The 14334-nt window shown below is 66.7% G+C and carries 12 protein-coding genes; 7 read left to right on the top strand and 5 right to left on the bottom strand.

The genetic code is table 11. The annotated features are described in order from the left end of the window. Positions 1-2 precede the first annotated feature (2 nt). Positions 3-2189 carry a transglycosylase domain-containing protein gene (locus M3P36_RS13310; RefSeq protein WP_502798385.1) on the top strand — a complete coding sequence of 729 codons (2187 nt, stop codon included), beginning with the start codon at positions 3-5 and terminating at the stop codon, positions 2187-2189. An 85-nt stretch (positions 2190-2274) separates the two neighbouring features. Here the strand turns inward: M3P36_RS13310 and M3P36_RS13305 are convergent, their stop codons facing one another. The 3 genes from M3P36_RS13305 to hflK form a co-directional block, all read right to left on the bottom strand. Beyond that, the gene (locus M3P36_RS13305) at positions 2275-3813 is read right to left on the bottom strand and encodes a trypsin-like peptidase domain-containing protein (RefSeq protein WP_502798386.1); all 1539 of its coding nucleotides are present in this window, start codon (positions 3811-3813) and stop codon (positions 2275-2277) included. A 167-nt stretch (positions 3814-3980) separates the two neighbouring features. Further along, positions 3981-4814, bottom strand: a complete 834-nt coding sequence (gene hflC / locus M3P36_RS13300) for a protease modulator HflC (RefSeq protein ID WP_249704179.1) — start codon at positions 4812-4814, stop codon at positions 3981-3983. Between the two features lies 1 nt (position 4815). Continuing rightward, a complete protein-coding gene (gene hflK / locus M3P36_RS13295) occupies positions 4816-6048 on the bottom strand; it encodes a protease modulator HflK (RefSeq protein ID WP_249704178.1) in 1233 nt (410 codons plus the stop codon). 91 nt (positions 6049-6139) lie between these two features. On the opposite strand from hflK, the gene M3P36_RS13290 reads away from it, so the two are divergent. The 4 genes from M3P36_RS13290 (at position 6140) to M3P36_RS13275 (ending at position 11291) form a co-directional block, all read left to right on the top strand. Beyond that, positions 6140-7108, top strand: coding sequence for an Mrp/NBP35 family ATP-binding protein (locus M3P36_RS13290; RefSeq protein ID WP_249704177.1), 969 nt, complete (start codon positions 6140-6142; stop codon positions 7106-7108). A gap of 36 nt (positions 7109-7144) precedes the next feature. Further along, the gene (locus M3P36_RS13285) at positions 7145-9547 is read left to right on the top strand and encodes a molybdopterin cofactor-binding domain-containing protein (RefSeq protein ID WP_249704176.1); all 2403 of its coding nucleotides are present in this window, start codon (positions 7145-7147) and stop codon (positions 9545-9547) included. Positions 9548-9557: 10 nt separating this feature from the next. Further along, positions 9558-10580: a ferrochelatase gene (gene hemH / locus M3P36_RS13280; protein WP_249704175.1), complete on the top strand. Its 1023-nt coding sequence runs from the start codon at positions 9558-9560 to the stop codon at positions 10578-10580. A gap of 132 nt (positions 10581-10712) precedes the next feature. Continuing rightward, positions 10713-11291: a hypothetical protein gene (locus M3P36_RS13275; RefSeq protein ID WP_249704174.1), complete on the top strand. Its 579-nt coding sequence runs from the start codon at positions 10713-10715 to the stop codon at positions 11289-11291. A gap of 22 nt (positions 11292-11313) precedes the next feature. Here the strand turns inward: M3P36_RS13275 and M3P36_RS13270 are convergent, their stop codons facing one another. After that, positions 11314-11472, bottom strand: a complete 159-nt coding sequence (locus tag M3P36_RS13270; RefSeq protein WP_249704173.1) for a DUF1674 domain-containing protein — start codon at positions 11470-11472, stop codon at positions 11314-11316. A 56-nt stretch (positions 11473-11528) separates the two neighbouring features. On the opposite strand from M3P36_RS13270, the gene M3P36_RS13265 reads away from it, so the two are divergent. Both M3P36_RS13265 and M3P36_RS13260 read left to right on the top strand, forming a co-directional pair. Further along, on the top strand, positions 11529-12770 hold the full coding sequence (locus M3P36_RS13265; RefSeq protein WP_249704172.1) for an RsmB/NOP family class I SAM-dependent RNA methyltransferase: 1242 nt from the start codon (positions 11529-11531) through the stop codon (positions 12768-12770). 69 nt (positions 12771-12839) lie between these two features. After that, entirely contained in the window at positions 12840-13724 is an 885-nt protein-coding gene (locus tag M3P36_RS13260) for a hypothetical protein (protein WP_249704171.1), read from the top strand. On the opposite strand, the gene msrA is transcribed toward M3P36_RS13260, so the two are convergent. Continuing rightward, positions 13721-14257, bottom strand: a complete 537-nt coding sequence (gene msrA, locus M3P36_RS13255) for a peptide-methionine (S)-S-oxide reductase MsrA (RefSeq protein WP_249704170.1) — start codon at positions 14255-14257, stop codon at positions 13721-13723. The two genes, M3P36_RS13260 and msrA, sit on opposite strands and share 4 nt — an antisense overlap. Positions 14258-14334: the final 77 nt, after the last annotated feature.

Below are 14334 nucleotides of genomic sequence, written 5' to 3'. Positions count from 1 at the left end.
AGATGGCAAGCAGGCGGGGCGAGCGCTCCAGAAAGTCGCGAAGTGCAGCGCCGCCTCCCCGCACAAGCGGGTGGAAGGCGACGTTCTGGCGCTGGTTCAGGCGGGCCGCGATGGCTGGGGGCGCGCTCGGCATTGTCGCTGCCATCGGCATTTTCACTGCCGTATTCTTCGCCGCGCGCGAGATGCCCAGCTATTCCGCCCTGATGAGCAGCCAGACCGGCCAGTCCATTGTGGTGCGCGCGCGCGACGGCAGCGAGATCGTGGCGCTTGGCCCGTCCTATGGCGAGTGGCTGCGGCAGGACGAAATTCCCGACGTGATGAAGCAGGCGATGATCAGCGTGGAGGATCACCGCTTCTATTCGCACTTCGGGCTCGATCCGCTGGGCCTGGGCCGCGCTCTGTGGAACGCCTTTTCGGAAGACCGGCAGGTGTCGGCCACCTCGACCATTACCCAGCAGCTGGCACGCAACGTATTCCTTAATTCCAACCGCACACTCGATCGCAAGGTCAACGAGGCGATCCTGGCCATGGCGCTGGAATGGAATTTCTCCAAGGAGCAGATCCTAGAGCTCTACCTCAACAAGGTCTATTTCGGCGGCGGGGCCTATGGCATCGATTCGGCCAGCCGCCGGTTCTTCAGCCATTCCGCCCGCGAACTGACGCTGGAAGAAGCCGCCATCATTGCCGGGCTGGTGAAAGCGCCCAGCCGCTATTCGCCCACTGCAGACATCGATGCCGCGGTCAGCCGCGCCAACGTGGTGGTGCAGCAGATGGTCCGCTATGGCGATCTCGATCCGGCCCTCGCGCGCGAAGTCGATGTGACCACTGTCCGCCTGCGCGCAGAATCGGGCCAGAATTCGGTGCGCTACTTTACCGACTGGGTGCTCCCCCAGCTTGACCTGCTGCTGCCCAACGGCACGTTCGAGCCGATCGAGGTGTGGACCACGATCGATACCGGGATGCAGGCCGCCGCTACCGCCGCCATCACCAGCAACGTGCCGGGCGGGGCCCAGGGCGCGCTGGTCAGCCTGGACCGCGATGGCGCGATCCTGGCGATGGTGGGCGGGACAGACTATGTCGCCAGCAATTACAATCGCGCCACAACCGCCATGCGCCAGCCGGGTTCGGCGTGGAAGCTGTTCGTCTATCTCGCCGCGCTGGAAGCGGGCTACACGCCCGGCTCCGGTGTGCGCGATGTGCCCGTCACGATCAACGGGTGGAGCCCGCGCAATTCCAATGGCCGGTTCACCGGCGACATCGATGTGCGGTCGGCCTTTGCCTATTCGGTCAACACAGTGGCGGCGCAACTGGGCAACGAGGTGGGCTTTTCCAATGTCGCCAACATGGCGCGGCGGTTCGGCATAACATCCGACATCAACACCCAGCCCGCCATGGTGCTGGGCAGTTCCGAAGTACGCGTGATCGACATGACCCGCGCCTTTGCCGCCGTTGCCGCGCGCGGCCAGTCGATCGAGCCCTATGGCATCGTGCGGGTGACCACGGCCGATGGCGAGGAGTTGTACCGCCACAAGGAAGCCCGCGCCTATACCCTGGTGCCCGACTATGTCGCCGCCGGCATTACCGACCTGTTGCAGACCGCGGTCAACACCGGCACCGGTCGCGCGGCACAGATCGGGCGGCCGGTGGCGGGCAAGACCGGCACGACCACCAGCAACAAGGACGGCTGGTTCGTCGGTTTTTCCAGCGGCATTACCACCGGCGTGTGGATGGGCCGGGATGACAACGCAGCGGTTGCGGGCCTGCAGGGCGGCACGGCCCCGGCGCGGGCCTTTGCTGCCTATATGCGCTATGCCGTGCGTGACCGGCCGGTCGAGGAATTCGATACCGACCTGCAACTGCCCGAATGGCAGCTGGAGCCGGATGACGAGTATTACTACGGCGATCCGGGCGACTATTACTACATCGACGAGCAGGGCAACCTGGTCGAGCCGGCCGGCCAGGGCTCACGATCAGGCAGCGGCTTCGATGTGGATGGCGAGCGTGGCGGCGGTCCGGGGTTGCCTCCCAGAGGCGGGGTCGAGAGCATGGGCCTGCCCGATCCGCCCCCTGCGGCAACCGACGATTTCCTCGAACAGGCGACCGGAGGTGCGCTTCCCTCCGCCCGCCAGGGGCCGGGCAATGTCAATGTTCGGCGCGGAGCCGATCCGCCACGCGGCGCGGCACCCTGACAGCGGGATTGACTGAGGGAACACACGAAAAAGGGGCCGCTCCCGGCTAAGGAGCGGCCCCTTTTTCGTGCCTCTGCGCGAAAGCCTAGTTGGCGGCGCGCAAGCGGACCGGGATAGTGCGGGCCGGCTGGCCGCGCACGATGATCCTGAGCAGGATGGCATCGCGTCCTTCGGCCTGGACTGCCCGGACCTGCGCTTCGAGCGCTTCGGGCGTGGTCACTGCCTGGCCATTGGCGCTGGTGATGATGGTGCCGCGACCGAGGCCCTTGGTGGCAGCGTCCGAACTGGCATCCACCGCATTGACCACCACGCCGGTGACATCGGCTGCAGCGCCGAGGCTGCGGGCGATCTGCGGCGTCAAGGCGATGGCCTGCACGCCCAGCGCCTGTTCGGTGAGGCCGGTGCCCTTGCCCGGATCGATCTGGCCCTGGGCTTCATCGTCGGGATCGAAGGTCTGCGCCTGGGTGCGCAGTTCGGCCTCGCTCGGGCGGCGGCCCACGGTCACCGTGGCGCGGCGGCGTTCGCCATCGCGCAGGTATTCGACCGGCACCCGGGTGCCCGGCGCGATATTGGAGACGATATAAGACAGGCTCGTATTGCGCGTGATGTCGACGTTGTTGACCGAGAGCACCACGTCGCCCGATTGGAGGCCGGCGGACTCGGCCGCCTGGCCCGGCTGGACCGACTGGATGAATTCGCCGCTGTTTTCCGGGATACCCAGCGCCTCGGCGAAATCGCGATCGATCGGGTTGATCTGCACGCCGAGGAAACCGCGGGCGATTTCCTCGCCGCTGATCAGCTGCTGAATGATTGGCTGCGCATCCTCTGCCGGGATGGCAAGGCCGATGCCGACATTGCCGCCCGAGGGCGACAGGATGGCGTTGTTCACCCCGATCACATTGCCCGCCATGTCGAACAGCGGTCCGCCGGAATTGCCGCGATTGATCGAGGCATCGGTCTGGATATAGCGGTCGAACGCGCCGCGGTTGCCGGTGGAGCGATAGACCGCCGAGATGATCCCGGCAGTTACAGTGCCATCGAGGCCGAACGGGTTGCCGATGGCGATCACCCAGTCACCCACCCGCGATGCGGTGGAATCGCCGAAGCGGACGAAGGGGAAGGGTTGCGGACGACCGATCTTGAGCACGGCCAGGTCGCTCTGCTCGTCACTGCCGACGACTTCTGCCTCATAGGCCGAGCCGTCAGCCAGGGTGACGGTGACAGACTGGAGTTGCGCCCGCGAATCCGGCGGATTGATCACGTGGTTGTTGGTGACGACATAGCCATCGGCCGAAACGATGAAGCCCGAGCCCAATGACTGCGCCTCGCGGGTCGTCGGCCCGCCGCCGCCGCGATTGCCGAACATGTCGGCAAAGGGCGTTCCGGCAAAGGGGTTGGTGTTCTCGATCGTCACCCGCTGGCGGGTAGAGATGTTCACCACCGCCGGAGTCAGCGCCTCGGTCAGGTCGGCAAAGCTTGACGGCGCACCGGCCACCGGCACGGCATTGCCCGTCTGCAGCAGTTCGTTCTGCGCGACTTGCGCGCCTGCCGGGATCCCGGTGATCAGGCTGATGGCCGCCCCGCCGGCAAGCAGGGCCGAGGTGATGCCGTAAGAATATCGCACTGGCTTCACGTCCTTGTTCATCCTTCAATAGCTCAATCTATGGCCGCTTCGCCTATCCGCAAGGGCGGACGAAGCCATGTGTGTCCCCGCTGCATTTTCACCCCAAGACACCTGAACCGGCTTTGAACGACAAATGTAGTCGTCGACCGGGAGAAGGCGGCCGGACTCTAGCCGCCGCGGAATTGGCGCAGATATTCGTTGTCCGGGCTCATGATGATGGCCGCTTCGCTATCATCCGATTCGAATGTGGCGCGATAGGACTGCATGGCGCGGTAGAAGTCGTAGAACTCCGGATCCTTGTTGTAGGCTTCGGCATAGATATTCGCGGCCGAGGCCTGGGCTTCGGAAGTGATGATTCGCGCGTCACGCGCGCCCACCGCGCGGATCGTGCCGGCTTCTTCTTGCCGGTCCGATTCCATCCGGCTGAAGGCCGCCTGCAACGGCGTGCCTTCAGGCAGGTCGGCGCGCTTGATCCGCACGTCGAGGATCTGCGCACCATATTGCCGCGCCTGGATGTCGAGCGCGGTCTTGATGTTGGTCATCGCGTTGCCGCGTTCCGGCGTCAGCAGGCTGGCGAAGGTACGACGGCCCAGCTCCTGCCGAAGTGCCGAGTTCATGATTGGTAGCAGGTTCATCCGCAACTGGGCTTCGGTCCCCGCCCGTTCGACCATCAGCACCGGATCGATGATGCGAAGACGGGCATAGGCATCGACCACCAGGCGCTGCTGGTCGATTGCCAGCACTTCCTGCCGTTCCATTTCGAGGTCGAGCACGCGGCGATCGACCATCTGGATGCGCTCGTAAAGCGGAATTCGATACCAGATACCGGCGCCGGTTTCGCCGAACTGCTGGTCCGGCTTGAACTGGTTGACCGTATAGACCGGCTGCCCGGCGCGGATTTTCACGCCTTGCTGGGTTTCAGGAATGATCACCACGGTGCTGAGCAAGGCTACCAGCGCCACGCCGACAGCGATGATCGAGGTCTTGTGCTGTTCCCACATGTCACTGCCCTCCATTTACGCGGGGGGCTGCTGGCGGATCCGACGGGGCCGGGGCGGCAGCACCCGACACCTGGCGGCGGCGGAATTCGGGTAGCGGCAGGTAAGGCGTCACGCCGGAAGTCTCCACGATGGTCTTGTCGGTCCTGGACAGCACGGCTTCCATGGTTTCGTAATAGAGCCGGCGGCGGGTGACTTCTGGGGCAAGGCGATATTCGGCATAGATGTTGTCGAACGCGGCAGCATCACCCTGTGCTTGCGCCAGCAACTGCTGTTCATAGCGGCGCGCTTCGTTGATCGCGCGTTCGGCATTCTGCCGGGCGGCGAGCACGTCGTTGAACGCCTCGATCACCTGTTCGGGCGCATCGGTCCGTTCGATTTCCACGCCCTGCACCTGGATGCCGGACCGGAAGGCATCGAGCATCCCCTGCATATTGTTGCGCACGGCTTCCTGGGCAGAAGCGCGGCCTTCACCTGTCAGGATCCGGTCGAGTGATTGTTCGGCCACGGCGGCGCGCATCGCTGCCTCGCCCATTTCGCGCAGGGTCTCGCGCGGTTCCTCAAGCTGATAGCGGAACAGCGAGAGGTCCGAGATATTCCACCGGATAAGGTAAGTCAGGTTCACCAGGTTCTGGTCGGCAGTGAGGATCAGCTTTTCCTCGTTGCCTTCGGGAATCCGCTCGGTGCGGATTTCGCTGACGTTCTCTACATCCACGATCTGGATCGGCCATGGCATGGTGAAGTTCGTGCCCGGCCCCAGCGTGGTGGAGTAGCGCCCGCCCAGCCATGTCACCACGGCCTGCTCGCGCGGCTGGATGAAGTGGACGCTGGAAACGAACAGCCAGATGACTGCCACCGCGCCCAGCCCCAGCGGCAGCCAGCTGCCACCCCCGGGCCGTTGCGGCATCCGGAAATTGGGGCCGCGCGGGCCGCCGCCGCCGGTGCGGCGCGGTCCTTCGGGGCCACGATGCTTGAACAGGTCCTCGATCGACGCGGAACGGCGCGGCTTGTCGCCGGCTTCACCGCCGTTGTCATTGCCGCCGCCGCTGCCGCCGGGCAGCCACGGATTGCGCGGACCCCGCGGGGGCGTGCCCTCGCTGCCCTCGGCCGGACCGTCGGGTCCGCCACCATCACCATCACCACTGGAACCGCCTCCGCCGGAGCTTCCGCCCCAGGGGTTCTTTTTACCAGCCATCGCCAAAGCGATCTTTTCGAACAATCCGCCCAGTCTCTCCATGCCAACCTGTATAGGGGGCAAATCCGCAAAAAACAGGGGAGAGACGGCAATTTTCGCTGCACCAAGTCACAAGTGTCGCTAGCAGGGCGCGATGAGCAGCCCAGAAATCATCCGTCAGGCCCTTCCTGCTGAACTCTCCGCCATGGTCCGTTCGGTCAAATTTACCGATGGCGTGGCCACCATCATCGCCGATGCCGGGGTCCTTGGCCGCAGTGCGGCGGCGCAGTTGCAGAAGGAATTGGAGCAGGCGGCATCCCGCGTGCCGGGCGTGACCGAGGTTCGCGTCGCCCTGATGAGCGAGCGCGTGAAGCGCCGGATCGTTGCGGTCGGCTCGGGCAAGGGCGGGGTGGGCAAGTCCACCCTCACCGCCAATCTCGCCGTGGCGCTGGCCAAGATGGGCCGCAAGGTGGGCGTGGTCGATGCCGATATCTATGGTCCCAGCCAGGTTATGCTGCTCGACCCCGCACGCGGAAAACCGCGGGCCGAGGGCAATACCCTGATCCCGGTGGACAGTGAATTCGGCGTGAAGCTGCTGTCGATGGCGCAGCTGGTCGAAGGCGGCAAGGCGATTGCCTGGCGCGGGCCGATGGTGGGCCAGGCCCTCACCCAGATGATGGAAGCCGACTGGGGCGATGCGGAACTGCTGCTGGTCGATCTGCCGCCCGGCACCGGGGATGTGCAACTTACCATGCTGCAGAAGTTCAAACCCGACGGGGCGCTGATCGTCACCACTCCGCAGGACCTGGCGCTGATCGATGCCACGCGGGCCATCGACTTGTTTTCGCAGGCGAAAATCCCGGTTGTCGGCATGGTCGAGAACATGGCGGGCTATGTCTGCCCGCATTGCGGCGAGGCGAGCGATCCCTTCGGCAGCGGCGGGGCAGAAGCGGCGGCGCGGGCGCTGGGGCACGAATTCCTCGGCCGCGTGCCGCTCCACATGGCGATTCGCGTGGCGAGCGACACCGGGCAGCCGCCCGCCGCCAGCGATGGCGAGCAGGGCCAGGTCTTCGCCGCGATTGCCGGCAGGCTGGGCCAATGGCTGGATAGCAACAAGGGTTGAAACGGGCCTAGAAGGGCAGAGAGGAGCAGAACGGGCTTGAAGCTGACCAGGCGCAGGGTGTTGACGGGGGCTGCCGTGGGCGGCGGGCTGCTCGTCGCCTTTTCCCTGCTGCCGCGCCGGTTCGACAGCCCGCTGGAGCCACTGGCGGGCGAGACTGCATTCGACGCCTGGCTCAAGATCGCCAGCGATGGCGTAGTGACCGTCGCCGTGCCGCAGCTCGAGATGGGGCAGGGCATCACCACCCTGTTGCCGCAGGTCGTGGCGATGGAGCTGGGGGCCGACTGGCGGCAGGTGGCAGTGGAGCCCGCGCCGGTCAGTGGGGCCTATGCCAACCTGCCGCTGGCGGCGCGCTGGGCTCCGTTGTGGCGGCCCGCCATCCAGGCCCTGGCCGACGAGCCCGACGACCTGCTGCTGCGCCGATGGGCCGAACGCAACAGCTTTTCCGCCACAGCCGACGGCACGGGCATGGCCGCCTTTGAAATGCCCTGCCGCCTCGCCGCCGCATCTGCCCGCGCCATGCTGGAAATGGCTGCCGCCGAACGCTGGGGCGTGTCGTGGGAGCAGTGCGAGGTCGAGGCCGGCTTCGTGGTGTTCGAGGACCGGCGGCTGACTTTCGGCGAACTGGCGCTGGAAGCGGCAGGGTTCGAGCCGCCCGATCCCCCGCCTCTGCGCCCGCAGGCCCCGCGCGATCCGGCGTTCGACGATCCGGCGCTGGCGGCGGGCGACGCGGTGGCCGCCACGGCCTTCCCCCGGCTCGACCTGCCGTCCAAGGTCGATGGCTCCTACCTCTTCGCCGCCGACGTGCGCCTGGCCGACATGGTCTATGCCGCGATCCGCCACGGCCCGCGCGAACAGGCGGAACTGACCGGCTATGACGTGCAGAACACTGCCGGGATCAGCGGTCTGGTGGGGGTGGTGCGCGGCAAGCGCTGGCTCGCCGCCGCCGCGACCGACTGGTGGACCGCCGAACGCGCGCTCACCGCGATGAATCCGCGCTTTGCTGCAGAACGCGTGGTGCGCAGCGAACGGATCGAGGCCGCGCTCGACGATGCGGTGCGCCGGGGATCGGGACAGTTGCTGGCCAGCCGGGGCGAGGGCGACGACAATTACACCCCGTCGATGGCCCTGCGATACGACATCGCCCCTGCCGTCCACGCCACGATCGAGACCTCCAGCGTAACCGCGCGGCTGGCCAATGGACGGCTGGAATTGTGGATGGCGAGCCAGGCCCCCGAAGCAGCACGGGCAGCCGCGGCAAAAGCCATCGGCATCGCCCGGTCCGACGTGGTGCTCTATCCCATGCCGGCCGGGGGCAGCTTCGACCGGCGGCTGGAACATGACCACGCCATCGAAGCCGCGCTGATTACGCGCGAACTGAACCGCCCGGTGCAACTGACCTGGTCGCGGGCGGAGGAACAGCTCGCCCTGCAACCGCGCCCGCCCGCCGCCGCCCTGATTGGCGCGCAACTGACGCAGGATGGCCGCATCGCCAAAATGCGCGTCCGCGTTGCCACGCCGCCTGCCGCGCTGGAATTCGGCCGCCGCCTGTTCGACAACCTGACCGGCTGGGCCGCGATCGAGGCGGTGGCGGGCGAGATCGACCCGCTGGCGCTGGAAGGCATCGACCCGCCCTATGCCATTCCGGACCTGGCGATCTATCACCTGCCGGTGGACCTGCCGCTGCCATCGGGGCGGATGCGCGGCAATGCCCACGGCCTCACCTGCTTCATGATAGAAAGCTTCATCAACGAGGTTGCCCGGCGCGGCGGGCACGAGCCGATGAGCTTCCGCATCGCGATGCTGGGCGGCGATCCGAAACTGGTCGAATGCCTGCAACGCGCTGCGCGGCTGGGCGACTGGGATGGCGGCGGCCGTGGCACCGGGCAGGGCATCGCCTGCCACCGGATGGAGGTGGGCGGACGCACCGGCCGCGTGGCCGTGGTCGCCACGGCTGGCACCAATGAACGTGGGGTCGGGGTGAGCGACATCGCCGTGGCGGTCGATATCGGCCGCGTGGTCAACCGCGACATCGCCCTGCAACAGATCGAAGGCGGGGTAGTCTTCGCTCTCGGCCTCGCGCTCGGCTGCTCGACCCGCTATGCCGAGGGGCGGCCTGCGCTTGCCCGCCTCAACGAATTGCGGGTGCCGGGGCTGGCCGATTGCCCGCGCATCACCGTGGACCTGGTGGACAGCGACGGCGACAGCTTCGATCCGGGGGAGATCGGCGTGCCTGCGGTGGCCCCGGCCATGGCCGCCGCGTTCCATTCGGCCACCGGCCTTGCCCTTCGCAGCTTGCCGTTCGACCTTTCCCGCGCCATGCGTGCCGCGCCGCCGCCCGAAGCGGGCACCGAAGCCCCGGTCGATGGAAGCGGCGGCCAACCCACTACCGCCGAGGCACTGGACAGCCAGCAGCCCGATGCAGGAGCAGATGACCAGTGAGCCTTGACCAATGACCTGGACTGACCAGCAGTTGCCGACCGACCACCCGCCGGTCAAAAGCGGCAAGGTGGGCGTGCTGATCGTCAACCTCGGCACGCCTGCCGCGCCGACTGCCGGAGCGGTGAAGACCTATCTGGCCGAATTCCTGTCCGACCGGCGCGTGGTGGAAATCCCGCCCATCGCATGGCAGCCGATCCTGCGCGGCATCATCCTCAACACGCGCCCGAAGAAGAGCGCCCACGCCTATCAACAGGTATGGACCGACGACGGCTCGCCACTGGCCGCGATCACCTACCGCCAGGCGCTGGGCCTGGCCGAGCGGCTGGGCCATAAGGTGCAGGTGGACTGGGCCATGCGCTATGGCGAGCCATCGATCCCGCGCCAGTTGCAGGCGATGATGGCCAACGGTTGCGAGCGGATCCTGCTCGCCCCGCTCTATCCGCAATATTGCGGCGCGACCACGGCGACCGTGGTGGACAAGGCTGGCGACACGCTGAAAGCCATGCGCTGGCAACCGACATTGCGCGTCATGCCACCCTATCACGATGATCCGACATATATCGCGGCGCTGGCAGCAGACCTTGGCGCGCAGCTCGATGCGCTGGAATTTGCGCCGGAAGTGCTCCTGCTCAGCTTTCACGGTATGCCTCAGCGGACGCTGGAACTGGGCGATCCCTACCACTGCCACTGCATGAAGACCGCACGCCTGCTGACCACCGCACTTGGTCGCTCTGACTTGCGCGTGCGGACCACGTTCCAGAGCCGCTTCGGGCGGGCCAAGTGGCTGGAGCCTGCCACCGACACGGTGCTGGAGGAAGAGGCGGCGGCAGGAACCAAACGCCTCGCCATCGCTGCGCCGGGCTTCTCCGCCGATTGCCTCGAAACGCTGGAGGAACTGGCGATCCGGGGCAAGGAGCAGTTCACCGAAGCAGGCGGCGAGCAGTTTGCCGCGCTGTCATGTCTCAACGATGGGGCACATGGCATGGCGATGCTGGAAGGGCTGATCCGGCGGGAACTGGCGGGCTGGGTCTAGTTCGGCCAATTTAACTTCGCTCCCGTTCGTGTCGAGCGAAGTCGAGACACCGCAGCACGGCATCTCGACTTCGCTCGATGCGAACGGACCGTGGGTGTAATCGCAGAAAATCGAGGAAAACGTTCGAACCTTATGACCGAATACCTCATCCTGTTTGCACTGGTGTTCGGCATCAACCTGCTGCCGGCCTTCGGGCCGCCGACGGCGGCGATCCTGGTGCTCTATGGGCTGAATTCGGACCTGCCGCTTATGGGACTGGTGCCGGTTGCGGCCCTGGCGGCGGCATCAGGGCGATACGTGCTGGCCCACGGCTTCCGGTTCTTTGCCCGCTATGTCTCCGAAAAGACCCGCGCCAACCTCGCCGCCGCGCGCGCCGCGTTCGAGCGCAAGAAGCATAGCGGCCTCGCCGCTCTGGCGCTGTTTGCCGTATCACCCCTGCCTTCGGCGCAGCTGTTTGCCGCCGTGGGGCTGACGGGAGTGCGGATCCTGCCGTTCACCCTGGCTTTCTTTTCCGGGCGGCTGGTGTCCTATACCTTCTATGCCGGTTCCGCAGGGCTGGTGGCGGAGCATACCTCGGTCGGCCACGTGTTCCAGGACAGCCTGACCAGCCCGCTGGGCGTGGCATTGCAGGTGGCCATGCTGGCCATGCTGGTGGCGCTGATGAAGGTGGACTGGGCGAAGGTGTTCGGATCGGGCGAGGGCCGGGACTAGAAAGCGGCTAGAAATCTATCGTCTAAAAGTCGATCGCGATGCCGTTCTTTTCCCAGTCGCCATAACGGGTGGGGCTCAGCTCCTCGTCATCGACCGGCGCTGCGGGCGCTGGGGTGGGATCGTTGCTCCAGTGGGCGGGCTTGGCGAATGTGGCAGGCCGCTGGGTTGCGCGTTTGGTCATGGGCATGAAGATGGGCGCACTGGTATCGCGATGCAATGCCGCTTAAGGGCCGGGGCATGGTTCAAGACAATCCTGCCGGACTTCCCGCCCGCCGCGCCGCGCTCAAACTGATGGACGCCGTGCTGCGCCGGGGCGAAACGCTCGACACGGCGCAGGGTTCTGCGCTCAAGGGCGTGCAGAACGGAGCCGACCGGGCGCTGGCCCGCGCCATCGCGGGCGAAGCGCTGCGCTGGCTGGTCGATCTCGATGCGCTGATCGACAGCGCCACCCGCAACCGCCTGGCCGACGATGCCAAGCCGCGCGCCGTGCTGCGGTTGATGCTGGCCCAGTTGCTGCGGCTGGAAACCCCGCCCCATGCCGTGGTGGCGACGGCACTGCCGCTGCTCGATGGCGGGCCGCGGCGGCTGGCGCACGGGGTGTTCTCCACCCTGTCGAAGCGCGGCGTGACCTTGCCCGAAGTGCCGACCCTGCCCGACCTGGCGCTGGCCCGTTGGGGAGAGCTGGCGAACGAGATCGCCCCCGGTCTCGCCGTTCCGCCGCCGCTCGACCTGACGTTGCGGGATCCTGCGACAACCGACGAATGGGCGCAGCGCCTCGGCGGCACATCGCTGATGCCCGGCCATGTGCGGCTGGCGCGCGGCACGGCGGTGGAGAAGCTGGAGGGCTTCGACGAGGGCGCCTGGTGGGTGCAGGACCTCGCCGCCTCGCTGCCCGCGCGTTTCCTTGGAGCTGGCGAGGGCAGGTTCGCGCTCGACCTGTGTTCAGCGCCGGGCGGCAAGACGCTGCAACTGGCGGCGGCGGGCTGGCGGGTCACCTCGCTCGACATGAGCGAGAAGCGGCTGGAGCGATTGCGCGAGAATCTCGCCCGCACCGGGCTGACCGCTGACGTGATCGAGGCCGACGCCCTGCTCTGGCGACCGAAGGAACCCTATGACGCTGTGCTGCTCGATGCGCCGTGCACCGCCACCGGCACCTGTCGCCGCCACCCCGATGTGCTCCACCGCATCGGCCCGCGCCAGATCGCCGAGATGGCCGAACTGCAGGCCGCGCTGGTCGAACGGGCGGCGGGCTGGCTCAAGCCCGGCGGGCGGCTGGTCTATGCCACCTGTTCGATGGAACAGGCCGAGGGCGAGGAACAGGCGGCCGCAATTGCGCTCACGCCCGATCCGGTCACGGCGGACGAGCTGCCCGCCGGAATTGCCCCGTCACCCGACGGCACCGTGCGCACCCACCCCGGCATGCTGGCCGAACAGGGCGGCATCGATGGCTTTTTCATCGCCCGCTTCGTGGCCCCATAGGGGCGGGTTAAGGCCAAAGTAACCATGCCTGGAAAGGACAACGAGACCATATTGTCCTAGGCCCGACCAATGGCCGTTCCTGCGCGCATTGAAATCATCGACCACGAGGCGCGGCTGCGCTCGGGCGAACTGGCGGACAGCCCCTATGGCAGCCTGCTCGGTGGCGGTCCGCGTGCGCCGAAGAAGAAGCGTCCGGTGCTGATGCTGGCCGCCGAAGAGCTGGAACAGGCGCACCAGGCCATCGCCATGGGCGGCGCGCAGATCATGGAAGCAGCCGACGATCCAGTGACGGAAGCACGCCCGCGCATGCCGTCGATGCTGCTGGGCCTCGCCCCGCTGGGTGCCGACGAGGACTGGGAGCCGCCGGTTGCCGCCCCTGCTGCCGTTGAAGAGGCATGGGACGAACCGGAGCCTGAGCCCGAGCCAGCACCGGTCCTGCGTCTGCCCGATCCGGTGGAAGAACCGGCACCGCCAAGCTATTCGCTCGACGATAGCGAGGAATGGGAAGCTTCGGTCCCATCGATCGAGGACCAGTTAAAGCGCATGCGCCACCTGACCAAGGCCGAGGCCCTGCCACCGGTAGTGGAGGAGCAGGTCGCACCGCCGCTCCCCGCACCGGAGCCGGAACCTGTTGCGCTGGTCCAGCCGCAACCCGAACCCGAGCCCGATCCCGATCCAGCAGAGCCGGTGCTCGACCTGCCGCTCGCCGCGATGATGCCCGAACCGGTCGAGCCCGAACCCGAGCCCGAACCGGACTACTTCGATGACGGTCCCGACCTCTCGTGGATGATGCCGAAGGAGCCCCGCCGCTTCCAGTTCGCCGTAGCCGATGCCGAGGTCGATCACAGCCACCTGCGAGCCCGGCTGGTCCGCGAGGCGCCGCAAGTTGAACCCGACCTGCCGCCGTCACTATGGGACCGTTTCCGGGACTGGCTCGCGCGCCTGCTGGGCTAGGTTTTCACTTTCGCCGCAAAGCTCTTGCGCAGTTTCATTAGCTTGGGCGGGATAACCGCCAGGCAATAGGAATTGCGCTGGCCTTCGCCTTCCCAATATCCTTGGTGATAGTCCTCCGCCGGATACCATGGGGCAGGGCCTTCGATGGTGGTGACGGCGCGGCTGCCGGGATGGCCCTCGTTCCACCGCGCAATCGCCGCCTCGGCCTCGGCACGCTGGGCATCGTCCAGCGGGAAAATCGCGCTGCGGTACTGCGTGCCCACGTCGTTGCCCTGGCGATTGAGCTGGCTGGGATCGTGCGTGCCCATGAACATGTCGTAGACTTCGGGCAGCGAGACCACGGCGGGATCGAAAGTCACGCGGATTGCCTCGGCATGGCCGGTCGTGCCGCTGCACACCGCCTTGTAGGTGGGATCGGGCACGCTGCCGCCGATATAGCCGCTCTCGACCTCGTTCACCCCCACCACGTCGTTGAATACCGCTTCGGTGCACCAGAAGCATCCGCCCGCGATGATTGCCTGTTCCTGCGCCATCAAACCGTCTCCTTGCCGGGCCGAGATGGGGACGAAAGACCCGCTTGTCATCCCGGACCATCGGGGTAGGATCGACC

The organism is Altererythrobacter sp. KTW20L, from assembly GCF_023501975.1.
Taxonomy (GTDB): Bacteria; Pseudomonadota; Alphaproteobacteria; order Sphingomonadales; family Sphingomonadaceae; genus Alteraurantiacibacter.
This window is presented reverse-complemented; position numbering and strand designations above follow the sequence as displayed.

Coding starts and splice junctions, on each gene's coding strand:
- hflC (WP_249704179.1), bottom strand. CDS start 4,814: ATGTGGGAACAGCACAAGACCTCGATCATCGCTGTCGGCGTGGCGCTG.
- hemH (WP_249704175.1), top strand. CDS start 9,558: ATGACCTGGACTGACCAGCAGTTGCCGACCGACCACCCGCCGGTCAAA.
- M3P36_RS13310 (WP_502798385.1), top strand. CDS start 3: ATGGCAAGCAGGCGGGGCGAGCGCTCCAGAAAGTCGCGAAGTGCAGCG.
- M3P36_RS13265 (WP_249704172.1), top strand. CDS start 11,529: ATGGTTCAAGACAATCCTGCCGGACTTCCCGCCCGCCGCGCCGCGCTC.
- M3P36_RS13290 (WP_249704177.1), top strand. CDS start 6,140: ATGAGCAGCCCAGAAATCATCCGTCAGGCCCTTCCTGCTGAACTCTCC.
- M3P36_RS13275 (WP_249704174.1), top strand. CDS start 10,713: ATGACCGAATACCTCATCCTGTTTGCACTGGTGTTCGGCATCAACCTG.
- M3P36_RS13270 (WP_249704173.1), bottom strand. CDS start 11,472: ATGACCAAACGCGCAACCCAGCGGCCTGCCACATTCGCCAAGCCCGCC.
- msrA (WP_249704170.1), bottom strand. CDS start 14,257: ATGGCGCAGGAACAGGCAATCATCGCGGGCGGATGCTTCTGGTGCACC.
- M3P36_RS13260 (WP_249704171.1), top strand. CDS start 12,840: ATGGCCGTTCCTGCGCGCATTGAAATCATCGACCACGAGGCGCGGCTG.
- hflK (WP_249704178.1), bottom strand. CDS start 6,048: ATGGAGAGACTGGGCGGATTGTTCGAAAAGATCGCTTTGGCGATGGCT.